The organism is Bovifimicola ammoniilytica, assembly GCF_025567085.1.
Taxonomy (GTDB): domain Bacteria; phylum Bacillota; class Clostridia; order Lachnospirales; family Lachnospiraceae; genus Bovifimicola; species Bovifimicola ammoniilytica.
Map to the genome: position 1 here is coordinate 38,469 of NZ_JAOQJN010000009.1, position 18,364 is coordinate 56,832.

14 protein-coding genes are annotated in these 18,364 nt (G+C 33.5%); 13 read left to right on the forward strand and 1 reads right to left on the reverse strand.

The genetic code is table 11. From position 1 onward, the window contains the following. Positions 1-124 precede the first annotated feature (124 nt). The 9 genes from OCV48_RS11620 (at position 125) to OCV48_RS11660 (ending at position 13,496) form a co-directional block, all read left to right on the forward strand. A complete protein-coding gene (locus OCV48_RS11620; protein WP_147592017.1) occupies positions 125-1,531 on the forward strand; it encodes a glycine--tRNA ligase in 1,407 nt (468 codons plus the stop codon). 126 nt (positions 1,532-1,657) lie between these two features. Further along, entirely contained in the window at positions 1,658-3,115 is a 1,458-nt protein-coding gene (guaB, locus tag OCV48_RS11625; protein ID WP_021983926.1) for an IMP dehydrogenase, read from the forward strand. A 152-nt stretch (positions 3,116-3,267) separates the two neighbouring features. Next, entirely contained in the window at positions 3,268-3,771 is a 504-nt protein-coding gene (locus tag OCV48_RS11630; RefSeq protein WP_021983925.1) for a GreA/GreB family elongation factor, read from the forward strand. 23 nt (positions 3,772-3,794) lie between these two features. Next, positions 3,795-7,115 (forward strand): diguanylate cyclase, encoded by a 3,321-nt coding sequence (locus OCV48_RS11635; RefSeq protein WP_262559735.1) that lies wholly within the window; start codon positions 3,795-3,797, stop codon positions 7,113-7,115. Position 7,116: 1 nt separating this feature from the next. Continuing rightward, positions 7,117-8,448 carry a M18 family aminopeptidase gene (locus OCV48_RS11640; protein ID WP_021983923.1) on the forward strand — a complete coding sequence of 444 codons (1,332 nt, stop codon included), beginning with the start codon at positions 7,117-7,119 and terminating at the stop codon, positions 8,446-8,448. A gap of 46 nt (positions 8,449-8,494) precedes the next feature. Continuing rightward, complete coding sequence (locus OCV48_RS11645) at positions 8,495-10,162, forward strand: glutamine--tRNA ligase/YqeY domain fusion protein (RefSeq protein WP_147592019.1); 1,668 nt, start codon at positions 8,495-8,497, stop codon at positions 10,160-10,162. A 145-nt stretch (positions 10,163-10,307) separates the two neighbouring features. Next, positions 10,308-11,159 (forward strand): DUF2225 domain-containing protein, encoded by an 852-nt coding sequence (locus tag OCV48_RS11650; RefSeq protein ID WP_021983921.1) that lies wholly within the window; start codon positions 10,308-10,310, stop codon positions 11,157-11,159. 97 nt (positions 11,160-11,256) lie between these two features. Then, a complete protein-coding gene (gene pdxR, locus OCV48_RS11655; protein WP_021983920.1) occupies positions 11,257-12,654 on the forward strand; it encodes a MocR-like pyridoxine biosynthesis transcription factor PdxR in 1,398 nt (465 codons plus the stop codon). A gap of 128 nt (positions 12,655-12,782) precedes the next feature. After that, on the forward strand, positions 12,783-13,496 hold the full coding sequence (locus tag OCV48_RS11660) for a DUF6062 family protein (RefSeq protein WP_021983919.1): 714 nt from the start codon (positions 12,783-12,785) through the stop codon (positions 13,494-13,496). Positions 13,497-13,659: 163 nt separating this feature from the next. On the opposite strand, the gene OCV48_RS11665 is transcribed toward OCV48_RS11660, so the two are convergent. Further along, complete coding sequence (locus tag OCV48_RS11665) at positions 13,660-14,085, reverse strand: hypothetical protein (protein ID WP_147592020.1); 426 nt, start codon at positions 14,083-14,085, stop codon at positions 13,660-13,662. 262 nt (positions 14,086-14,347) lie between these two features. Here OCV48_RS11665 and OCV48_RS11670 point away from each other — a divergent pair, with 262 nt between their 5' ends. The 4 genes from OCV48_RS11670 to groL all read left to right on the forward strand — a co-directional run bounded on the left by OCV48_RS11670 (position 14,348) and on the right by groL (position 18,221). Then, on the forward strand, positions 14,348-15,142 hold the full coding sequence (locus OCV48_RS11670) for a Cof-type HAD-IIB family hydrolase (protein WP_021983917.1): 795 nt from the start codon (positions 14,348-14,350) through the stop codon (positions 15,140-15,142). A 15-nt stretch (positions 15,143-15,157) separates the two neighbouring features. Then, positions 15,158-16,036, forward strand: coding sequence for a DNA-3-methyladenine glycosylase family protein (locus OCV48_RS11675; RefSeq protein WP_021983916.1), 879 nt, complete (start codon positions 15,158-15,160; stop codon positions 16,034-16,036). Positions 16,037-16,297: 261 nt separating this feature from the next. Beyond that, positions 16,298-16,582 (forward strand): co-chaperone GroES, encoded by a 285-nt coding sequence (locus tag OCV48_RS11680; RefSeq protein ID WP_021983915.1) that lies wholly within the window; start codon positions 16,298-16,300, stop codon positions 16,580-16,582. A 16-nt stretch (positions 16,583-16,598) separates the two neighbouring features. Beyond that, positions 16,599-18,221, forward strand: coding sequence for a chaperonin GroEL (groL, locus tag OCV48_RS11685; protein WP_021983914.1), 1,623 nt, complete (start codon positions 16,599-16,601; stop codon positions 18,219-18,221). The last annotated feature ends 143 nt before the right edge of the window (positions 18,222-18,364 follow it).

Here is an 18,364-nt window from a genome sequence, read left to right on the forward strand (position 1 = left end):
TAATTTTGGCGGATTAATCTTATTAATATAATAAATATGATGAAAATATATACGAGATTGTGATAGGCGCACTTAACACAATCTCGATATTCATTAAAAGGTGTGCGCAGAAAAGAGGATAGAAATGAACAATAATGAAAAAACTATGGACAAGATTGTAGCATTAGCGAAGGCAAGAGGATTTGTATATCCAGGTTCAGAGATTTATGGCGGATTAGCTAATACATGGGATTATGGTAATCTCGGAGTTGAACTTAAGAATAATGTAAAAAAGGCATGGTGGAAGAAGTTTATACAGGAAAATTCTTACAATGTAGGTGTTGACTGCGCTATTTTAATGAATCCACAGACATGGGTTGCTTCAGGACATTTAGGTGGATTTGCAGATCCATTAATGGATTGTAAAGAATGTCATGAAAGATTCAGAGCAGATAAATTAATCGAAGACTGGGCAGCGGATAATAATTTCACAATAGAGGGTTCAGTTGATGCATGGTCTCAGGAACAGATGAAGAATTTCATTGAAGAGAAGAATATTGCCTGCCCATCTTGTGGTAAGCATAATTTTACAGATATAAGACAGTTTAATCTTATGTTCAAAACATTCCAGGGTGTAACAGAGGATGCTAAGAATACTGTTTATTTAAGACCTGAAACAGCACAGGGTATATTTGTAAACTTTAAAAATGTTCAGAGAACATCAAGAAAGAAGATGCCATTTGGTATCGGTCAGATTGGTAAATCATTCAGAAATGAAATTACACCAGGTAACTTTACATTCAGAACAAGAGAATTTGAACAGATGGAACTTGAATTCTTCTGTAAACCAGGAACAGACTTAGAGTGGTTTAAATATTGGAGAGAGTTCTGTATTAACTGGTTAAAAGAATTAGGAATTAAAGACGAAGAGATGAGAGCAAGAGACCATTCACCTGAAGAACTATGCTTCTATAGTAAAGGAACTACAGATATTGAATTTTTATTCCCATTTGGATGGGGTGAATTATGGGGAATTGCTGACAGAACAGATTATGACCTTACACAGCACCAGAACACATCAGGTGAAGATATGTCATACTTTGATGATGAATCTAAAGAGAAATATATTCCATATGTTATTGAGCCATCACTTGGTGCAGACAGAGTAACACTTGCATTCTTATGTGCTGCATATGATGAAGAGAATATTGGAACAGAAGATAAACCTGATATGAGAACTGTACTTCATTTTCATCCTGCAATTGCACCTGTTAAGATTGGAATATTACCACTTTCTAAGAAACTTAATGAGGGCGCAGAGAAAATCTATGCTGAATTATCTAAATATTATAACTGCGAATTTGATGACAGAGGTAATATTGGTAAGAGATACAGAAGACAGGACGAAATCGGTACACCATTCTGTGTAACATATGATTTTGACTCTGAAACAGATGGCTGTGTAACTGTACGTGACAGAGATACAATGGAACAGGATAGAATTAAGATAGAAGATTTAAAAGCATACTTTGAGAAGAAAATGGAATTTTAATATATTTTGTTGAAGTATTAATAAATTCAGCTAATAGATTTATGGTTTATTGCCATAACGGATTGACATTGTTTTTTGAATCTGTTAAAATTGATGAAATTTAAAGAAAGTGAGGACAACAGAAAAATGGGACAGATTGTTGGCGAAGGAATAACATTTGATGATGTGCTTTTAGTACCTGCGTATTCAGAAGTTACACCTAATATGGTTGATTTATCAACATATCTTACGAAGAAGATTAAACTTAACATTCCTATGATGAGTGCAGGAATGGATACTGTTACTGAGTATAGAATGGCAATTGCTATGGCCAGACAGGGTGGTATCGGAATTATTCATAAGAATATGTCGATTGAGGCACAGGCTGATGAAGTAGATAAGGTTAAACGTTCGGAGAATGGAGTAATTACAGATCCATTTTATTTATCACCTGAACATACATTAGAAGATGCTAACAACCTGATGGCTAAATTTAGAATATCAGGCGTTCCTATAGTTACAGAAGATAAGAAATTAGTTGGTATCATTACTAATCGTGATTTGAAATTTGAGACAGACTTCAGTAAGAAGATTAAAGAATCAATGACAAGCGAAGGTCTTGTTACTGCTAAAGAAGGAATTACACTTTCAGAAGCTAAGGAGATGCTTGCTAAAGCAAGAAAAGAAAAGCTTCCAATAGTTGATGATAACTATGTATTGAAAGGTCTTATAACAATTAAGGATATAGAGAAACAGATTAAATATCCATCATCAGCAAAGGATTCGCAGGGAAGACTTCTTTGTGGTGCTGCAGTTGGTATTACTTCAAATGTTATGGACAGAGTTGCTGCATTAGTAGAAGCTAAGGTTGACGTAATTGTTATCGATTCTGCACATGGACATTCTAAGAATATTATTGAAACAGTTAAGAAGATTAAAGCAGCATATCCTGATTTACAGGTAATTGCAGGTAATATCGCAACAGGTGCAGCAGCAAAGGCACTTATTGAAGCTGGTGTTGATGCAGTTAAAGTTGGTATCGGACCTGGTTCTATCTGTACAACACGTGTGGTTGCAGGTATTGGTGTACCACAGATAACAGCGATTATGGATTGTTATGAGGTTGCTAAGGAATATGGTATTCCGGTTATAGCAGATGGTGGTATCAAGTTCTCAGGTGATATGACTAAGGCAATTGCAGCAGGTGCTAACGTATGTATGATGGGTAGCATATTCGCAGGTTGTGATGAGAGTCCGGGAACATTCGAATTATTCCAGGGTAGAAAATACAAAGTATACAGAGGAATGGGTTCTATCGCAGCAATGGAGAACGGAAGTAAAGACAGATACTTCCAGACAGATGCTAAGAAGCTTGTTCCTGAAGGCGTTGAAGGTCGTGTTGCATACAAGGGAACAGTTGAAGATACAGTATTCCAGTTAGTTGGTGGTATCCGTTCAGGTATGGGATATTGTGGAGCACCTACAATTGAAGCACTTAAGGAAAACGGTAAATTCGTTAAGATTTCAGCAGCTTCTCTTAAAGAAAGTCATCCTCACGATATTCATATTACAAAAGAAGCACCTAACTACAGCATAGATGCATAAAATGTAATAGAATTAATATTAGATATATTATAAAATTATAATAGAAATTACTATAAAAAAGTGTTAGAATATACTTAGATTCTGGCACTTTTTTTTGTTAAGTGGAGTAAGGAGATAACATTTATAGAGTTTAAAATAGAATGGAGTAAATTATGTCTAATGAGATGACTAAAAATGATATTAAGAAGATAGAAGAAGAAATAGAACATAGAAAACTTGTTGTAAGAAAGGAGTGTATAGAAGCTGTTAAGGAAGCCAGAGCACAGGGAGACTTGAGTGAGAACTTCGAATATTATGCAGCTAAAAGAGATAAGAATCGAAATGAGAGCAGAATAAGGTATTTAGAAAGACTTATTAAGACGGCAACCATAATCGAAGATGATACACAAGATGATGAAATAGGTCTCTATAGTGTCGTTGACTTATATATGGAGGAAGATGACGAGACAATGACTGTTAAGGTTGTCACGTCGATAAGAGGTGATTCGATGAAAGGCTTTATAAGTATTGATTCACCACTTGGTAAAGCTATAAAAGGACATAAACTTGGCGACAGAATATATATTAAAGTGTCAGATGATTATGGATACTATGTTGTTGTAAAGGGAATAGAACAGACTATGGATGATGGTACGGATGATATAAGAAGTTACTAATTGAGTGTGAAATGGAGGAATATATGAGGTCGGAATTTAAGGAGCATATTAGAAATATAATAGGTAAACTTGTAGAACAGAGTGATTCAGAACGTGATAATAAAGTATGCTTTTTTAAGCATTACAGTTCATTTAATATTGATGAAGAAGATATAATTAACATTATGACATCATTAAATTTAGAATGTGATATGTTCTATTATCAATTTGAAGAGAAGAAGATACAGGGACCATTCTGTCCATTTCTGGATTTTATAAAAGAGTTGTACCAGAAATATTATAAGTATATGGACTGTAAAGAATTCGTTAAAAAGGCATCTGTATATCCGGTAATACAAGATATGTTAATTTCATATATAATGAATGGATATTGCGAAAGAAATGAGGACATAATTCCAAGAGAAGTTCCTTTTGAAAGAGAAAAGATTATTGAGTCTGTTATTAATATTTTCCAATATATAACGAATGAACATAAGGTCGTTATAGTATTAGACAGATTGCAAAGAGCACATGAATCAACCATAGAATTATTATATGGAATGATGAAGAATAAAGAGTTATTTGATATAGTTATTATTGCATCATATAATGAGGCAGAAGATTTATATTCATATACAAAAGATAGCTGGAATCTGTTGTCAAGATATATTAAGGACATGGAAATGTCAGTGGATTATAATGATGACAATAAGGATGCTATGGCAGATGATGTATTTATTCCGGTAAATACACAGATAGATGTATATCTGAAGGATATTAAAGATTTATTCTTATGTCTGCAGCTTGAACAGGCCAAATATTATTTAGACATTATATATAAAGCAATTGAAAATGGAAACTTAGAAGTAGAAGATGCACAGAAGATAGATATACTTGCAATATATTCATTTGTTACCGTATATAATGGCGAGGAGAAAATGGCCTATCTATATTGTAAGAAGATGTCTGACATTGAATATTTAAGGCATGATAAGGAAAGACTTATCGAATATTACTATATTGCTGCACTTGTTAATCTGCAAAGTGGACAGAAGAATTTAGCAATTTCATCTATAGAAGAAGGAATGAAGTTGACTTCTGATACAAATAATAATAAATATATTGTTAAATATGAGATGTTAAAAATACTTATAGATATTGATAAGTTACCAGAGATTTTATTATGGAATCCAAAGTCCGGGATATCAGAATATCTTATAGAGATGGCAAGAGACAATAACCAGTTATTACATTTAGCATATGCATATATTTTTGGGTTCAATATTTCTAATAAGCTTAAGCTGACCGGAGACAAATTAGCTAATACTGAATTAGAAGAATGTTTTAAGGGGATAGAATTAGCCAAAGAACTGGAGAATACCCAGATACAGATAAGAGCATGGCAGAAGACAGCAGTACAGGCATCAAGTGAGGGGAAGTTAGATGAGACAATATTCTGTTATAACCAGTGCCTTAAGATAATGGAGGGACATAACAGTAAGCACGAAGAAGCACAGATATATAATGGAATAGGTTATATATGCCTGATTAATGAGAAATATAAGCTGGCATATGATTATTTCATTAAAGCTATAAATATCGGCCTTACAGTTGATACGCCTAAGTATATTCTTGATGCGGTATATAATCTTGGAATAACAAGTATTATTGTCGGGGATTATGCATCGGCAGTAAAGAATGTGAATCTCACAATGAAGATGATGGAATCATTGAATCTTTCAAGATTAAATGTATGTAATAAGACTAAGTTATATGGTCTGGCTATTTTTGCGTATATAAAGCTTAATCAGGTATATAATGCAATGTTATATTATGATATAATGAAAACAGCCTTAAAACATATCTTAGATGTGGACAATCCTGATTATAATATGTGGGAAGATGATATGTACCTTTATTATACGGTTACAGCGATGTTAGCTGATAAAGAGGGAGACTATGATAAAGCTAATGAGTATTATGAAAAAGTACAGAATTTCTGGTATAGTATACATGTGAAACAGAATTACATATTGCCAAAGGTAGTTGAGGAAGAGGCAATATTCTATAAGAAAACAGGTAATGAAGAGGCACGTAAGAAAGTACTAACAGATACAATTAAGTTCTGCAAGAAGAATCTTCTTATCCATAATGCCGAAATTCTTCAGGCTATATTAGATAATAAAAATGATGTAAAGGAACCTGATGATAACTATGAAATCTCTAATGAGCTTATAGAAGAGATTGATAAGATGATAATTAGATGCTCAATGAGAAAAGAAATTGAGAAGAAGAACAAGATGCTGAGCTTTTTTGAAAACTGGGTAGATTCATTAAACTATGAGTTTGAGAAGGCAGATGATATGATTAACAGTTCTATGCTTATGATTAAGAACAGATTTGACATAGATAGTGTTATGTATATAAGCATTAGAAATGGCATACCAGCCGTTAAATATAGTGATAATGAAATATCAGTTAAGAAATATCAGTTAAGATATATCTGTGATTATTTCAGCAAAAATGGCAGAAGAATAGTATTATCAAGATTTAAAAGATCATATCAGTATCATGAAGAATTAGTGTCTGCATTTAATAGAAATGACGTAGCAACCATGATAGCCATTCCGTTCATTAATAGAGAGAAACTTACGGAGATATTTGTGGCATTCAGATTTAAAAAGATGAATTACACTAAAGGCTTATTTATGTTTGAAGAGAGCGATGCGGACTTATTAAGAACAGCAATTAAGGAATTGATAGAAGCATTATCTAAAGTAAGTATTAAGAAAGAACTAGAAAAACGTTCAGTAACTGACACACTTACCGGATTATACAACAGACAGGGAATGAAAGAGTATATAAATAAGGTTACAAGAGGTTTTGTTTCCGAGAAGGAAAGACATAAGTTTACGATTCTGTATATGGATTTAGATAATTTTAAATATTGTAATGACCATTTCGGACACGAAGCAGGAGATGCTGTATTAGTGGCATTTTCAAGAATGTTAGAGGGAATTGTGGAAAGCAGCGGCTACATCATAAGATATGGTGGAGATGAATTTGTGATTATAATTCCGGATAAAGATACAGAATATGGAGTGGAGATTGCTGAGAAGATATTTGCAAATCTCCGTCATAATAAAGGGTTTAAAAAGGTAATAGAAGAACTTAAGAACATGGAAGTAAACATAAGTGAGAAGAACAGAATAACTTGCTCAATAGGAATATCTTCAGGTAATGTCTCAGGCTATTCAGGAATTGCCATGATTCTTAAACGTGCAGATGAAGCATTATATTATGTTAAGAATAATACGAAGAATGATTACAAAGTGTGGAATTTAAAAAGTCAGGAGGAAAAGTGAGATGAGTGATGAACAATACATCAATGAGTTAAGCAGTTTTATTAATAATTCTGTCACTCCATTTCATACAGTTAATACCATAAGAGAATATCTGTCAGCTAACAATTATGAAGAGTTAAAGGTGGACGAACCATTTAAGATAGAAGCCGGCAGAAGATATTATATAAATATCTATGACTCTACATTAATTGCATTCAATATTGGTTCAGATATTAGAAATTCAAAAGGAAAAGTCAATCTAAGATGTTCAGCTTCACATACTGATTCACCATGTTTTAAGGTAAAACCGGAATATATGATTAAAGAAGCATTAGGAAAAGATGAGGGCTATGTTAAGCTTAATACAGAAGTCTATGGTGGTCCGATTCTTAATACCTGGTTAGACAGACCGCTTTCAATTGCTGGAAAAGTTGTGATTAAAGGCAAAGAGTGGTATGATAGTGAAACACGTTTCATTGATGTCAAGAAGCCGGTGCTTACCATACCCAATCTGGCAATCCATATGAACAGGGAGGTTAATAAAGGTGTGGAACTTAACCGACAGAAGGATATGTTGCCTGTAATTGGTCTGTTTAATGAAAATGAGAATTATGATGATATAGTTCAAAAACTTATAATAGAAGAAATTAAGAAGCAGGGAAGAGATATTGCTAAAGAGGATATATCTGATTATGAGTTATTCATATATCAGACTGAAAGAGGCAGTACAATAGGTGTATATGATGAAATGTACAGCTCGCCACGACTTGATAATCTTACTTCTGTATTTGCACAGATGAGGGCAATTGTTAATTGTGACAGACATGATGGAATTAATCTGGCAATATTCTATGATAATGAAGAGATAGGCAGCGCAACAAAGCAGGGGGCTGCATCACAGGTAATTATGCTTATATTAGAGAAAATATATGTGGCACTTGGATATGACAGAGACTATATGATTAATGATATACTTAGTGGAATGATGGTGTCAATTGATGTTGCTCACGCAACACATCCTAATTTACCAGAGAAATCAGACATAACTAATAAGGTGAGTCTCAATGGTGGTATAGTAATTAAGGAATCGGCAAGCCAGAGTTATGCTAATGATGCACAGGGAATATCAGCAGTTAAAAGCATTTGCGAGAAATTTGACTGTAAATATCAGATATTTGTCAACCGTTCGGACATGCATGGTGGCAGAACTCTGGGGTCGATAAGTTCAACAGTATTACCTATGAGAACCATAGATATAGGTATTCCATTACTTGCGATGCATTCATCAAGAGAACTTATGGGCAAAAATGATGAAAAAAATTTAGAAAAGTTTTTGACAGGTTTTTATTCATAGAGTATAGTTACAATAGTGAATTTTATGTGAAAGGATAAACAGCATTATGGAAAATGAAAATACATCAAAGAATTTTATTGAAATGATTATCGATAAAGATTTAAGCGAGGGACATTGTGATGAGGTTCATACACGATTTCCACCTGAACCAAACGGATATCTTCATATAGGACATGCAAAGGCTATTTTACTTAACTATGGACTTGCTAAGAAATATAATGGTAAGTTTAATATGCGTTTTGATGATACTAACCCAACAAAAGAGAAAGAGGAATTCGTTGAGTCAATCAAGGCAGATATTAAATGGTTAGGTGCAGATTGGGAAGACAGACTTTTCTTTGCATCAGATTATTTTGAACAGATATATGAGGCAGCAGTCAAGCTTATTAAGAAAGGCAAAGCATATGTATGTGATTTGTCTCCTGAAGAGATAAGAGAATACAGAGGAACATTAACAGAGCCTGGTAAGAACAGTCCGTACAGAGACAGAAGTGTTGAAGAGAATTTAGAATTATTTGAAAATATGAAAAATGGCATATATGCTGATGGAGAGAAAGTTCTCAGAGCTAAAATCGATATGGCATCCCCTAATATTAATATGAGAGATCCTATCATATATCGTGTTGCACATATGACACATCACAGAACAGGTGATAAATGGTGCATTTATCCAATGTACGATTTTGCACATCCAATCGAGGATGCCATAGAGGGTATAACACATTCTATATGTACATTAGAATTCGAAGATCACAGACCATTATATGACTGGGTTGTAAGGGAATTAGAATATGAAAAACCACCTAAACAGATAGAATTCTCTAAGTTATATCTTACAAATGTAGTTACAGGTAAGAGATATATTAAGAAGTTAGTTGAGGACGGAATAGTTGACGGCTGGGACGATCCAAGACTTGTATCAATAGCAGCACTTAGAAGAAGAGGTTTTACACCAGAATCTATAAAGATGTTTGTTGACCTGGTTGGTGTATCAAAGAGTCAGAGCTCAGTTGATTATGCAATGCTTGAATATTGTATAAGAGAAGATTTAAAAATGAAGAAACAAAGAGTAATGGCTGTTTTAGATCCTATTAAGCTTGTAATAGATAACTATCCTGATGGACAGGTAGAATATTTTGACGTTATAAATAATCCTGAGAATGAAGAGATGGGAACACGTAAAGTACCATTTAGCAGAGAGTTATATATTGACAGAGAAGACTTTATGGAAGAACCACCTAAGAAATATTTCAGATTATTTCCTGGCAATGAAGTAAGACTTATGAATGCATATTTTGTTAAATGTGAGAGCTTTATTAAGGATGAGAATGGTAAAGTAACAGAGATTCATTGCACATATGATCCGGAGACAAGAAGCGGAAGCGGCTTCACAGGAAGAAAAGTTAAAGGAACCATTCACTGGGTAAGTGCAGCCCATGCTGTTAATGCAGAAGTCAGATTATATGAGAATATTATTGACGAAGAAAAAGGCAAACTCAATGAGGATGGAACACTCAATCTTAATCCTAATTCATTAACTGTTCTCAAGAATTGCTATATAGAAGAAAGTATTAAGAATGCTAAGAAAGAGGATAGTTTCCAGTTCGTAAGACAGGGATATTTCTGCGTGGATTATAAAGATACAACAGATGATAAACTTGTATTTAACAGAATAGTTTCGTTAAAGAGTTCATTTAAGCTTCCTGCACAGTAAGAAATATTCTAATAGTAAACAGAAGGTATTTTAAATTTGCAGGCTTGGTAACTTGCAGGGTATAAAGTTATAACCAACAAATTAGAGCCTGTAAATTAATATAAATATAGAAGTAAAAGCGGGTAGACGCAGAAACGAGGTTACGATGAGTAGTTTATTTTCAGGTCTGGAGAAATTTGGACTGACAGGTATGAAAGATACAGAAATATATGAGAAAGAAGAAGAGAAAACTGAAAAAAAAATTGTAGAACCTAAGGCTCCACATTTTCCGGAAGAAAGTGAAATGATATTTGACAAGACATATAGATGTCCGGTATGTGACAGACAGTTTAAGAGTAAAGCTGTGATGTCAGGTAAGGCTAAGTTAGTATCTATAGATACAGATTTACGTCCAAAGTATCAAGGGATTGATTGCATAAAATATGATGTGGTTGTGTGTGATAAATGTGGATATAGTGCATTGACCAGATTCTTTAATGGTGTAACAAGTCAGCAGAGAAAAGCTATTCAGGAAAATATATCATCTAAATTTAAAGCAATAGAATATGAAGATGAAAACATCTATTCATATGACGAAGCAGTTCTAAGATATCAATTAGCGCTTGCTAATGCAGTGATTAAAAAGGGCAGGATAAGTGAAAGAGCTTATACTTGTCTTAAGATAGCATGGTTATACAGAGGAGAAGCTGAGAACCTTGATATGTCAGAAATTGATTATGATACTAAGTTAGCTGAATTAAGAGACTTAGAGAAAGAATTTATCACAAGCGCATATGACGGATTTGTTTCAGCTATGAGTAAGGAGCTGTTTCCAATATGTGGAATGGATGAATATACATACACATATGTTACGGCTGATTTAGCGAGAAGATGCAAAGATTATGAGACATCAGCTAAATTATTGTCGCAGATAATCACTTCCAGAGGTGCATCAGCTAAAGTTAAAGAAAGAGCAAGAGAAGTAAGAGACTTAATTAAGCAGGAATTAAAGAGATAGAATTAAATTATATAAAATGTTATATAAATGAAGATATAAAGTCAAGGTGGCAAATTATATCAATAAAATCATAGAATTTTTTATGATGGAGATAACGATGTATGAATTAACTATAGATTTAAACAGTAAGTCACCCTTGTATGAACAGATTTATGAATTTATTAAAGAAGAGATAAAGAGCAGAAGAATTGAGTGTAAGACCAAATTACCATCTACCAGAGCGCTTGCAGAACATTTACAGATAAGCAGAAGTACGGTCGATATGGCTTACACTCAACTTATATCTGAGGGCTATATAGAATCAGTACCATACAAGGGATATTATGTGTCAGAAGTATCGCTGTTATATAATTTCAGGGGTACAGATGAAAAGATTGATATTAAAGATGAAGAAGAGGACAAGACAGATGTAATTGATTTCTCACCATGGGGAATTGATTTAGATAATTTTCCGTTTAATACGTGGAGAAAGATATCTAAGAATCTGCTTAGCTCTAATAATAAAAATTTATTTGTGGCAGGTAATTCGAGAGGAGAATTTGAACTTAGGAAGACACTTGCCTCATATCTATATGAAGCCAGGGGTGTACATTGCAGCCCTGATAAGATAATATTAGGTGCTGGTAATGAATATCTGTTAATGTTACTTAACCAGCTTATGGAAATGAAACCTGTCATAGCAATGGAGAATCCGACATACTTACAGGCATATAGCGTATTTAAGAAGAATGGTAACCAGATAATTCCAATAACAATGGATAAAAATGGCATGATGGCCAGGGAACTTCGGAAATCAAATGCCAATATTGCGTATGTTATGCCATCGCATCAGTTTCCAATGGGCACAGTTATGCCGATTAAAAGACGCATAGAATTGTTAGAATGGACTAATGAGACAGATGACAGATATATAATAGAAGATGATTATGACAGTGAATTCAGATATAAAGGCAAACCGATACCAGCACTTCAGGGTGTAGATGGTTCGGATAAAGTAATATATATGGGAACATTTTCGAAGTCAATTGCACCGTCCATAAGAATGAGTTATATGATATTACCTGACAAGTTACTAGATGATTTTAACAGAAATATGTCATTTTATTCACAGACAGTATCGAAAATGGACCAGCTTATTATAAATGAGTTTATTAAAGGTGGATATTTTGAAAGACATCTTAATAAAATGCGTTCTGTATATAAATCAAAACACGATTTATTAATATCATTATTTAAAGAAAATAAAGATGTAATAAAGATTTCCGGAGAAAATTCAGGACTTCATATCCTTATTAATGTTAATAATTCAATGAGCGAAGAAAAACTTATTACAAGAGCTAGGAACGAGGGAATATGTGTGCATGGATTATCGGAATATTATATTGAGAAACCACATTTCTATAAAGGAACAATAATTCTAGGATTTGCAAACCTGAGCGAAGATGAGATAATAAAAGGTGTGAAGAAATTAAAAAAAGCATGGTTGATTAAGTAAGATATGCGAGTATCGGGGCGTGTCCTGAGGTCTTTTACCTGCCTATGAGCATGTTTGTATGGCCTTAGAACTTTTGACTCAGGCATAATAAAAATTAATGAAAAACAAAATATAAGGAGAAGCAAAGTATGAAAGAACAGTTGTATACAATTCCGGTAAATGATGCATTTGCAAAGGATTGTGAATGTCCAATATGTGAAATGTATAAAGAACTTGAGAAAAATGCAGTGGAATTCACTATGGGACCTAGTTATATGGAAGACGATATTAGGGAGGTTACTGATAAAATCGGTTTCTGTACTGAACATGTTAAGAAACTGCTTAAAATGGAGAATAAGTTGGGAATTTCGCTTATACTACATTCTCATATGGTAAAGACAAATAAAGATATAGAAAAGTTGTCGCAGGGTGGTAAGGCAAGTACATTATTTAAGAAAAAGGACATATCACCGTTAACAGATTATCTTAATAATCTTAATAATTCCTGCTATGTATGTAATAAGATTGAAGAAACTTTCAAAAGATATATTAGAACTGTACATTATCTCTGGGATAAAGAGGATAGTTTCAAAAGAAAATATGAGAGTTCAAAAGGATTTTGCACTAAACATTATGAGGCACTTTTAGTTCAGGCAAAAGATAATCTTAGTGGAGCTGCTTTAGATGGTTTTATAGATGCTACCAATAGAATATATCTGGAGAACATGAAGAGAGTAACAGATGATTTAGAATGGTTCATAGATAAGTTTGATTATAGACATAAGGATGAGCCATGGAAGAATTCTAAAGATGCGCTTCCAAGAGCTATAACTAAAACAGTTACAGATGAGGGAAATATGTAGTAAAAACACCTTTCCGTTATAATAAGGTTTTAAAGCCTTGACTATAAGGAAAGGTGTTATTACTTACCAGGAAATTTCGTTGGAATTGTCCTGGTAAGTAAAAAACGCTCCGCCGCAAGCGGAGAATGTCGCAAGCAACATTCTTTATTCATTCTATACCGGATTATTCTTCTGTATCAGCCTTAGCAACAGCTTCTTTAACACTAGTATCTTTAGCTTCAACATCATTAACAGTATCTTCAGCTTCAACATCATCTTCTGAATCAGTATCATCATCAGCCTTAAAACCTGTAGTATCAATTGATACATCGACATTAACTTTATAATCAGAAGCAGCTTCTTCTTTAGAATTATCTCTTGGAATAGAAACATATTCTCTGTCAGATGATTTTACATCATCCTCGTCTGTGTCAAAATCATCATCTTCTGTGTCATCATCGAAATCATCATCTTCATCATCAAAGTCAAGACTATCATCATCAAAATCATCTGATGAAGCCTTATATTTGTTATAAAGAGCAACTCCTCCTGCTGCGATAGCACCTGCAACAGCAGTAAATATCAGAGCTTTACCGAATTTTTTAGCCATATGTTCAATACTCCTTTCAAAAATTTATTATAATTCAGGCAGTTACGAAATTCATAATTATAGAAAAAATATATAATTATAAGTTTGTAAGCGGCCAATATTGATGTATATATTGTAATACGTTTAGCACAAAAAATAAAGGCTTAATAATAAAAAATTCAGAAATTTTATATTAAGTTTTATGTTACTTCTTGTTAAAAAAAAATTAAGATGATATTCTATTATATGATATATGGATCTTATTCAGAATGGAGAAATAGAAATGACAAAAGACAGAAAAATAGTATTTTTTGATATCGACGGTACGATATATATGTATAATAAAGGAATTCCTAAGGATACAATACAGGCAATAAAGCAATTAAGAGAGAATGGGCATATCGCAGTTATATGTACAGGACGAACCAAATCAATAGTATTTTCGGAGATATTGAACATCGGATTCGATGGAATTATAGCAGGTGCCGGCACTTATGCAGAATATAACGGTGAGGAAATATATCGTTATGTGCTTGATAAGGATTTACTTAATGAAACAGTAGATGCAATGAAGAAACACAATATAATGGCAATCGCAGAGGGAATTGAATGTGTATGCTTTGACCTTGAAAGAATGCCTGAAAAGTATAAATCAGTATATGACATATATATTAAGACACCAGGAAATCATATAGGTAACATTGAGAATATAGATGAAATATCAGCATCAAAGTTAAGTGGTGCAGCCATTAATGTAAGTGATATGAAGGATTTTAAAAAGGAATATGCAGATAGATTTACTCTTGTTAATCATGACGAAGATTATGTGGAAATGATTCCTAAGGGATATTCAAAGGCATATGGAATCGAAAAAATGATTAAATATTTAGATATTCCATGGGAGAATACTTATGCATTTGGTGACAGTATGAATGACTACGAGATGCTTAAATATGTTAATTATGGCGTGGCTATGGGGAATGCTTCGGAGAAATTAAAAAAAGAAATGAAGTATACAACCGAGGATTACGATAAAGGCGGCATAAAAAATGCATTAGAAAGGTTTGGATTAATCTAACGAGGTACAATTTTAATGAGAATAATAACTAAGGACAGGAATATAATATTAGAGGATGTCAAAGATTTCAATGTTTCACAGACATTAGAGTGTGGGCAGTGTTTTCACTTTGATAAAATTGCAGAAGACGAATATGGAGTGGTAAATGGCAGAAATCTTCTTCATATAAAGCAGGATAAAGACTGCATTACCTGTTTTGACATTGACGAAAGCACATTTGTAAAAAAATGGGTAAGATATTTTGATCTTGAAAGAGATTATGGAAGTATAAAAGAACATCTGATTATTGCTGATAACAGACTAAAAGAAGCCATTAATGTGAATTATGGTGTGAGAATACTTAATCAGGAATTCATAGAGACACTGATGTCGTTTATAATTTCACAGAATAAGCAGATTCCGCATATAAAGAAGATAGTTAGTGATATTTCTGAAAAATATGGTGAATATCTTGGAAACATAGGTGATAAGAAGTTCTATTCATTTCCGGATAAAAGAACATTGGAACATATTAGCGAAGACGACTACAGAGAATGTAAAACAGGCTTCAGGGCAGCATATTTGAAATCAGCAGCAGACAGAATCACTAGTGATGAGAAATTTACAGATGAAATACTAAGTAAAATGTCATACGGAGATGCTAAAAACGAGTTAATCAAGATAAAAGGTGTAGGCGAAAAGGTTGCAAACTGCGTGCTTTTATTCTCGTTAGGTTTCAGAAATGCATTTCCAGTTGACGTGTGGATTAAGCGAATAATGGAATCTATGTATTTTCATAAAGAGACACCTAATAATGAGATAATGAGCTTTGCAAAAGATAAATTCGGTGAATATGGTGGGTATGCACAGCAATATCTGTTCTATTATGCCAGAGAAAACGGACTCGGAAAATGATAAGTTTAGTAATTAAAAAACTTTTAAGGTTAAACCTATAAAATATATTAAAAAAATGAAAAAATAAGAAAATTAAAGAAAATTAAAGAAAATAAGAGATATACAAGAAAACAGAAAGAAATAGAAAAACTGTTAAACTTGCAGAATAGAGGTCTTAGACTTAATATAATAGGCAGAAATTAGCACTCAAGCATAAAGAGTGCTAATAACCACTAAGGAAATAAAAACATAATTATATAGTAGCAGAATGGAGGAATTATAATGAAATTAGTACCATTAAATGACAGAGTTGTATTAAAACAGTTAGTAGCTGAAGAAACTACAAAATCGGGTATCGTATTACCTGGTCAGGCAAAAGAAAAGCCACAGCAGGCAGAGGTTGTAGCAGTAGGACCTGGCGGAATGGTTGATGGTAAAGAAGTTAAAATGGAAGTTAAAGTTGGAGATAAAGTTATTTACTCTAAATATTCAGGAACAGAAGTTAAAATTGACGAAGAAGAATATATAATTGTTAGACAGAATGATATTCTTGCAATAGTAGAATAATAGGAGGAATCAGATTATGGCAAAGGAAATTAAATACGGAGCAGAAGCTCGTAAAGCATTAGAAGCAGGTGTTAACCAGTTAGCAGATACAGTAAAAGTTACACTTGGACCAAAAGGAAGAAACGTTGTACTTGATAAATCATTTGGTGCACCATTAATTACAAATGATGGTGTTACAATTGCAAAAGAAATTGAACTCGAAGATCCATTTGAAAATATGGGTGCACAGTTAGTTAAAGAAGTTGCAACAAAGACTAATGATGTAGCAGGTGATGGTACTACTACAGCTACAGTTCTTGCACAGGCAATGATTAATGAAGGTATGAAGAACCTTGCAGCAGGTGCTAATCCAATTATCTTAAGAAAAGGTATGAAGAAAGCGACAGAGGAAGCTGTTAAAGCTATTTCTAAGATGAGCAGCAAAGTTAATGGCAAAGACCAGATTGCTAAAGTCGCAGCTATTTCAGCAGGTGATGAAGAAGTAGGTAATATGGTTGCAGATGCTATGGAAAAAGTATCTAATGATGGTGTAATCACAATCGAAGAATCTAAGACTATGATGACAGAATTAGATTTAGTTGAAGGTATGCAGTTTGACCGTGGTTACATTTCAGCTTATATGGCAACAGATATGGATAAGATGGAAGCTGAACTTGACAATCCATATATTCTTATTACAGATAAGAAGATAACAAATATTCAGGACATTTTACCTATACTTGAGCAGATTGTACAGTCAGGTGCTAAATTATTAATTATCGCTGAAGATGTTGAAGGTGAAGCCCTTACAACATTAATTGTTAATAAATTAAGAGGTACATTCAATGTAGTAGCTGTTAAAGCTCCTGGATACGGTGACAGACGTAAAGAAATGCTTAAAGATATTGCTATATTAACAGGTGGTCAGGTAATTTCAGAAGAACTCGGCTTAGAACTTAAAGATACAACAATGGATATGCTTGGCAGAGCTAAATCTGTTAAAGTTCAGAAAGAGAATACAGTTATCGTTGATGGCGAAGGCAAGAAAGAAGATATTCAGGCAAGAGTTGCCCAGATTAGAACACAGATTGAAGAAACAACATCAGATTTCGATAGAGAGAAATTACAGGAGAGACTTGCTAAACTTGCAGGTGGTGTAGCTGTAATCAGAGTTGGTGCTGCAACAGAAACAGAGATGAAAGAAGGCAAACTCCGTATGGAAGATGCTTTAAATGCTACAAGAGCTGCTGTTGAAGAGGGTATTATCTCAGGTGGTGGTTCTGCATACATTCACGCATCTAAAGAAGTTGCTAAATTAGTTGCAACACTTGAAGGCGATGAAAAGACAGGTGCAAACATTATCCTTAAAGCACTTGAAGCTCCATTATATACAATAGCTAAGAACGCAGGACTTGAAGGCTCAGTTATCGTTAATAAAGTAAGAGAATCAGAAGTCGGAATGGGCTTTGATGCATTACATGAAGAATATGTAAGCATGGTTGATGCAGGTATCCTTGATCCTGCTAAGGTTACACGAAGTGCATTACAGAATGCCACAAGCGTTGCATCTACATTATTAACAACAGAATCAGTTGTTGCAAGTATTAAAGAAGATGCTCCTGCAATGCCAGCAGGTGGTGCAGGAATGGGTATGATGTAATACCTGAATTAAAAAGTAATTAAATTAATTTAAACTAGAAAATGCTTCACTCATATGCAAGTATGGGTGGAGCATTTTTATAGTATATGAGAAAAGTTTGAGATATTAAAATACTCAACTGTTGGAAAATAAGCTGCGATATG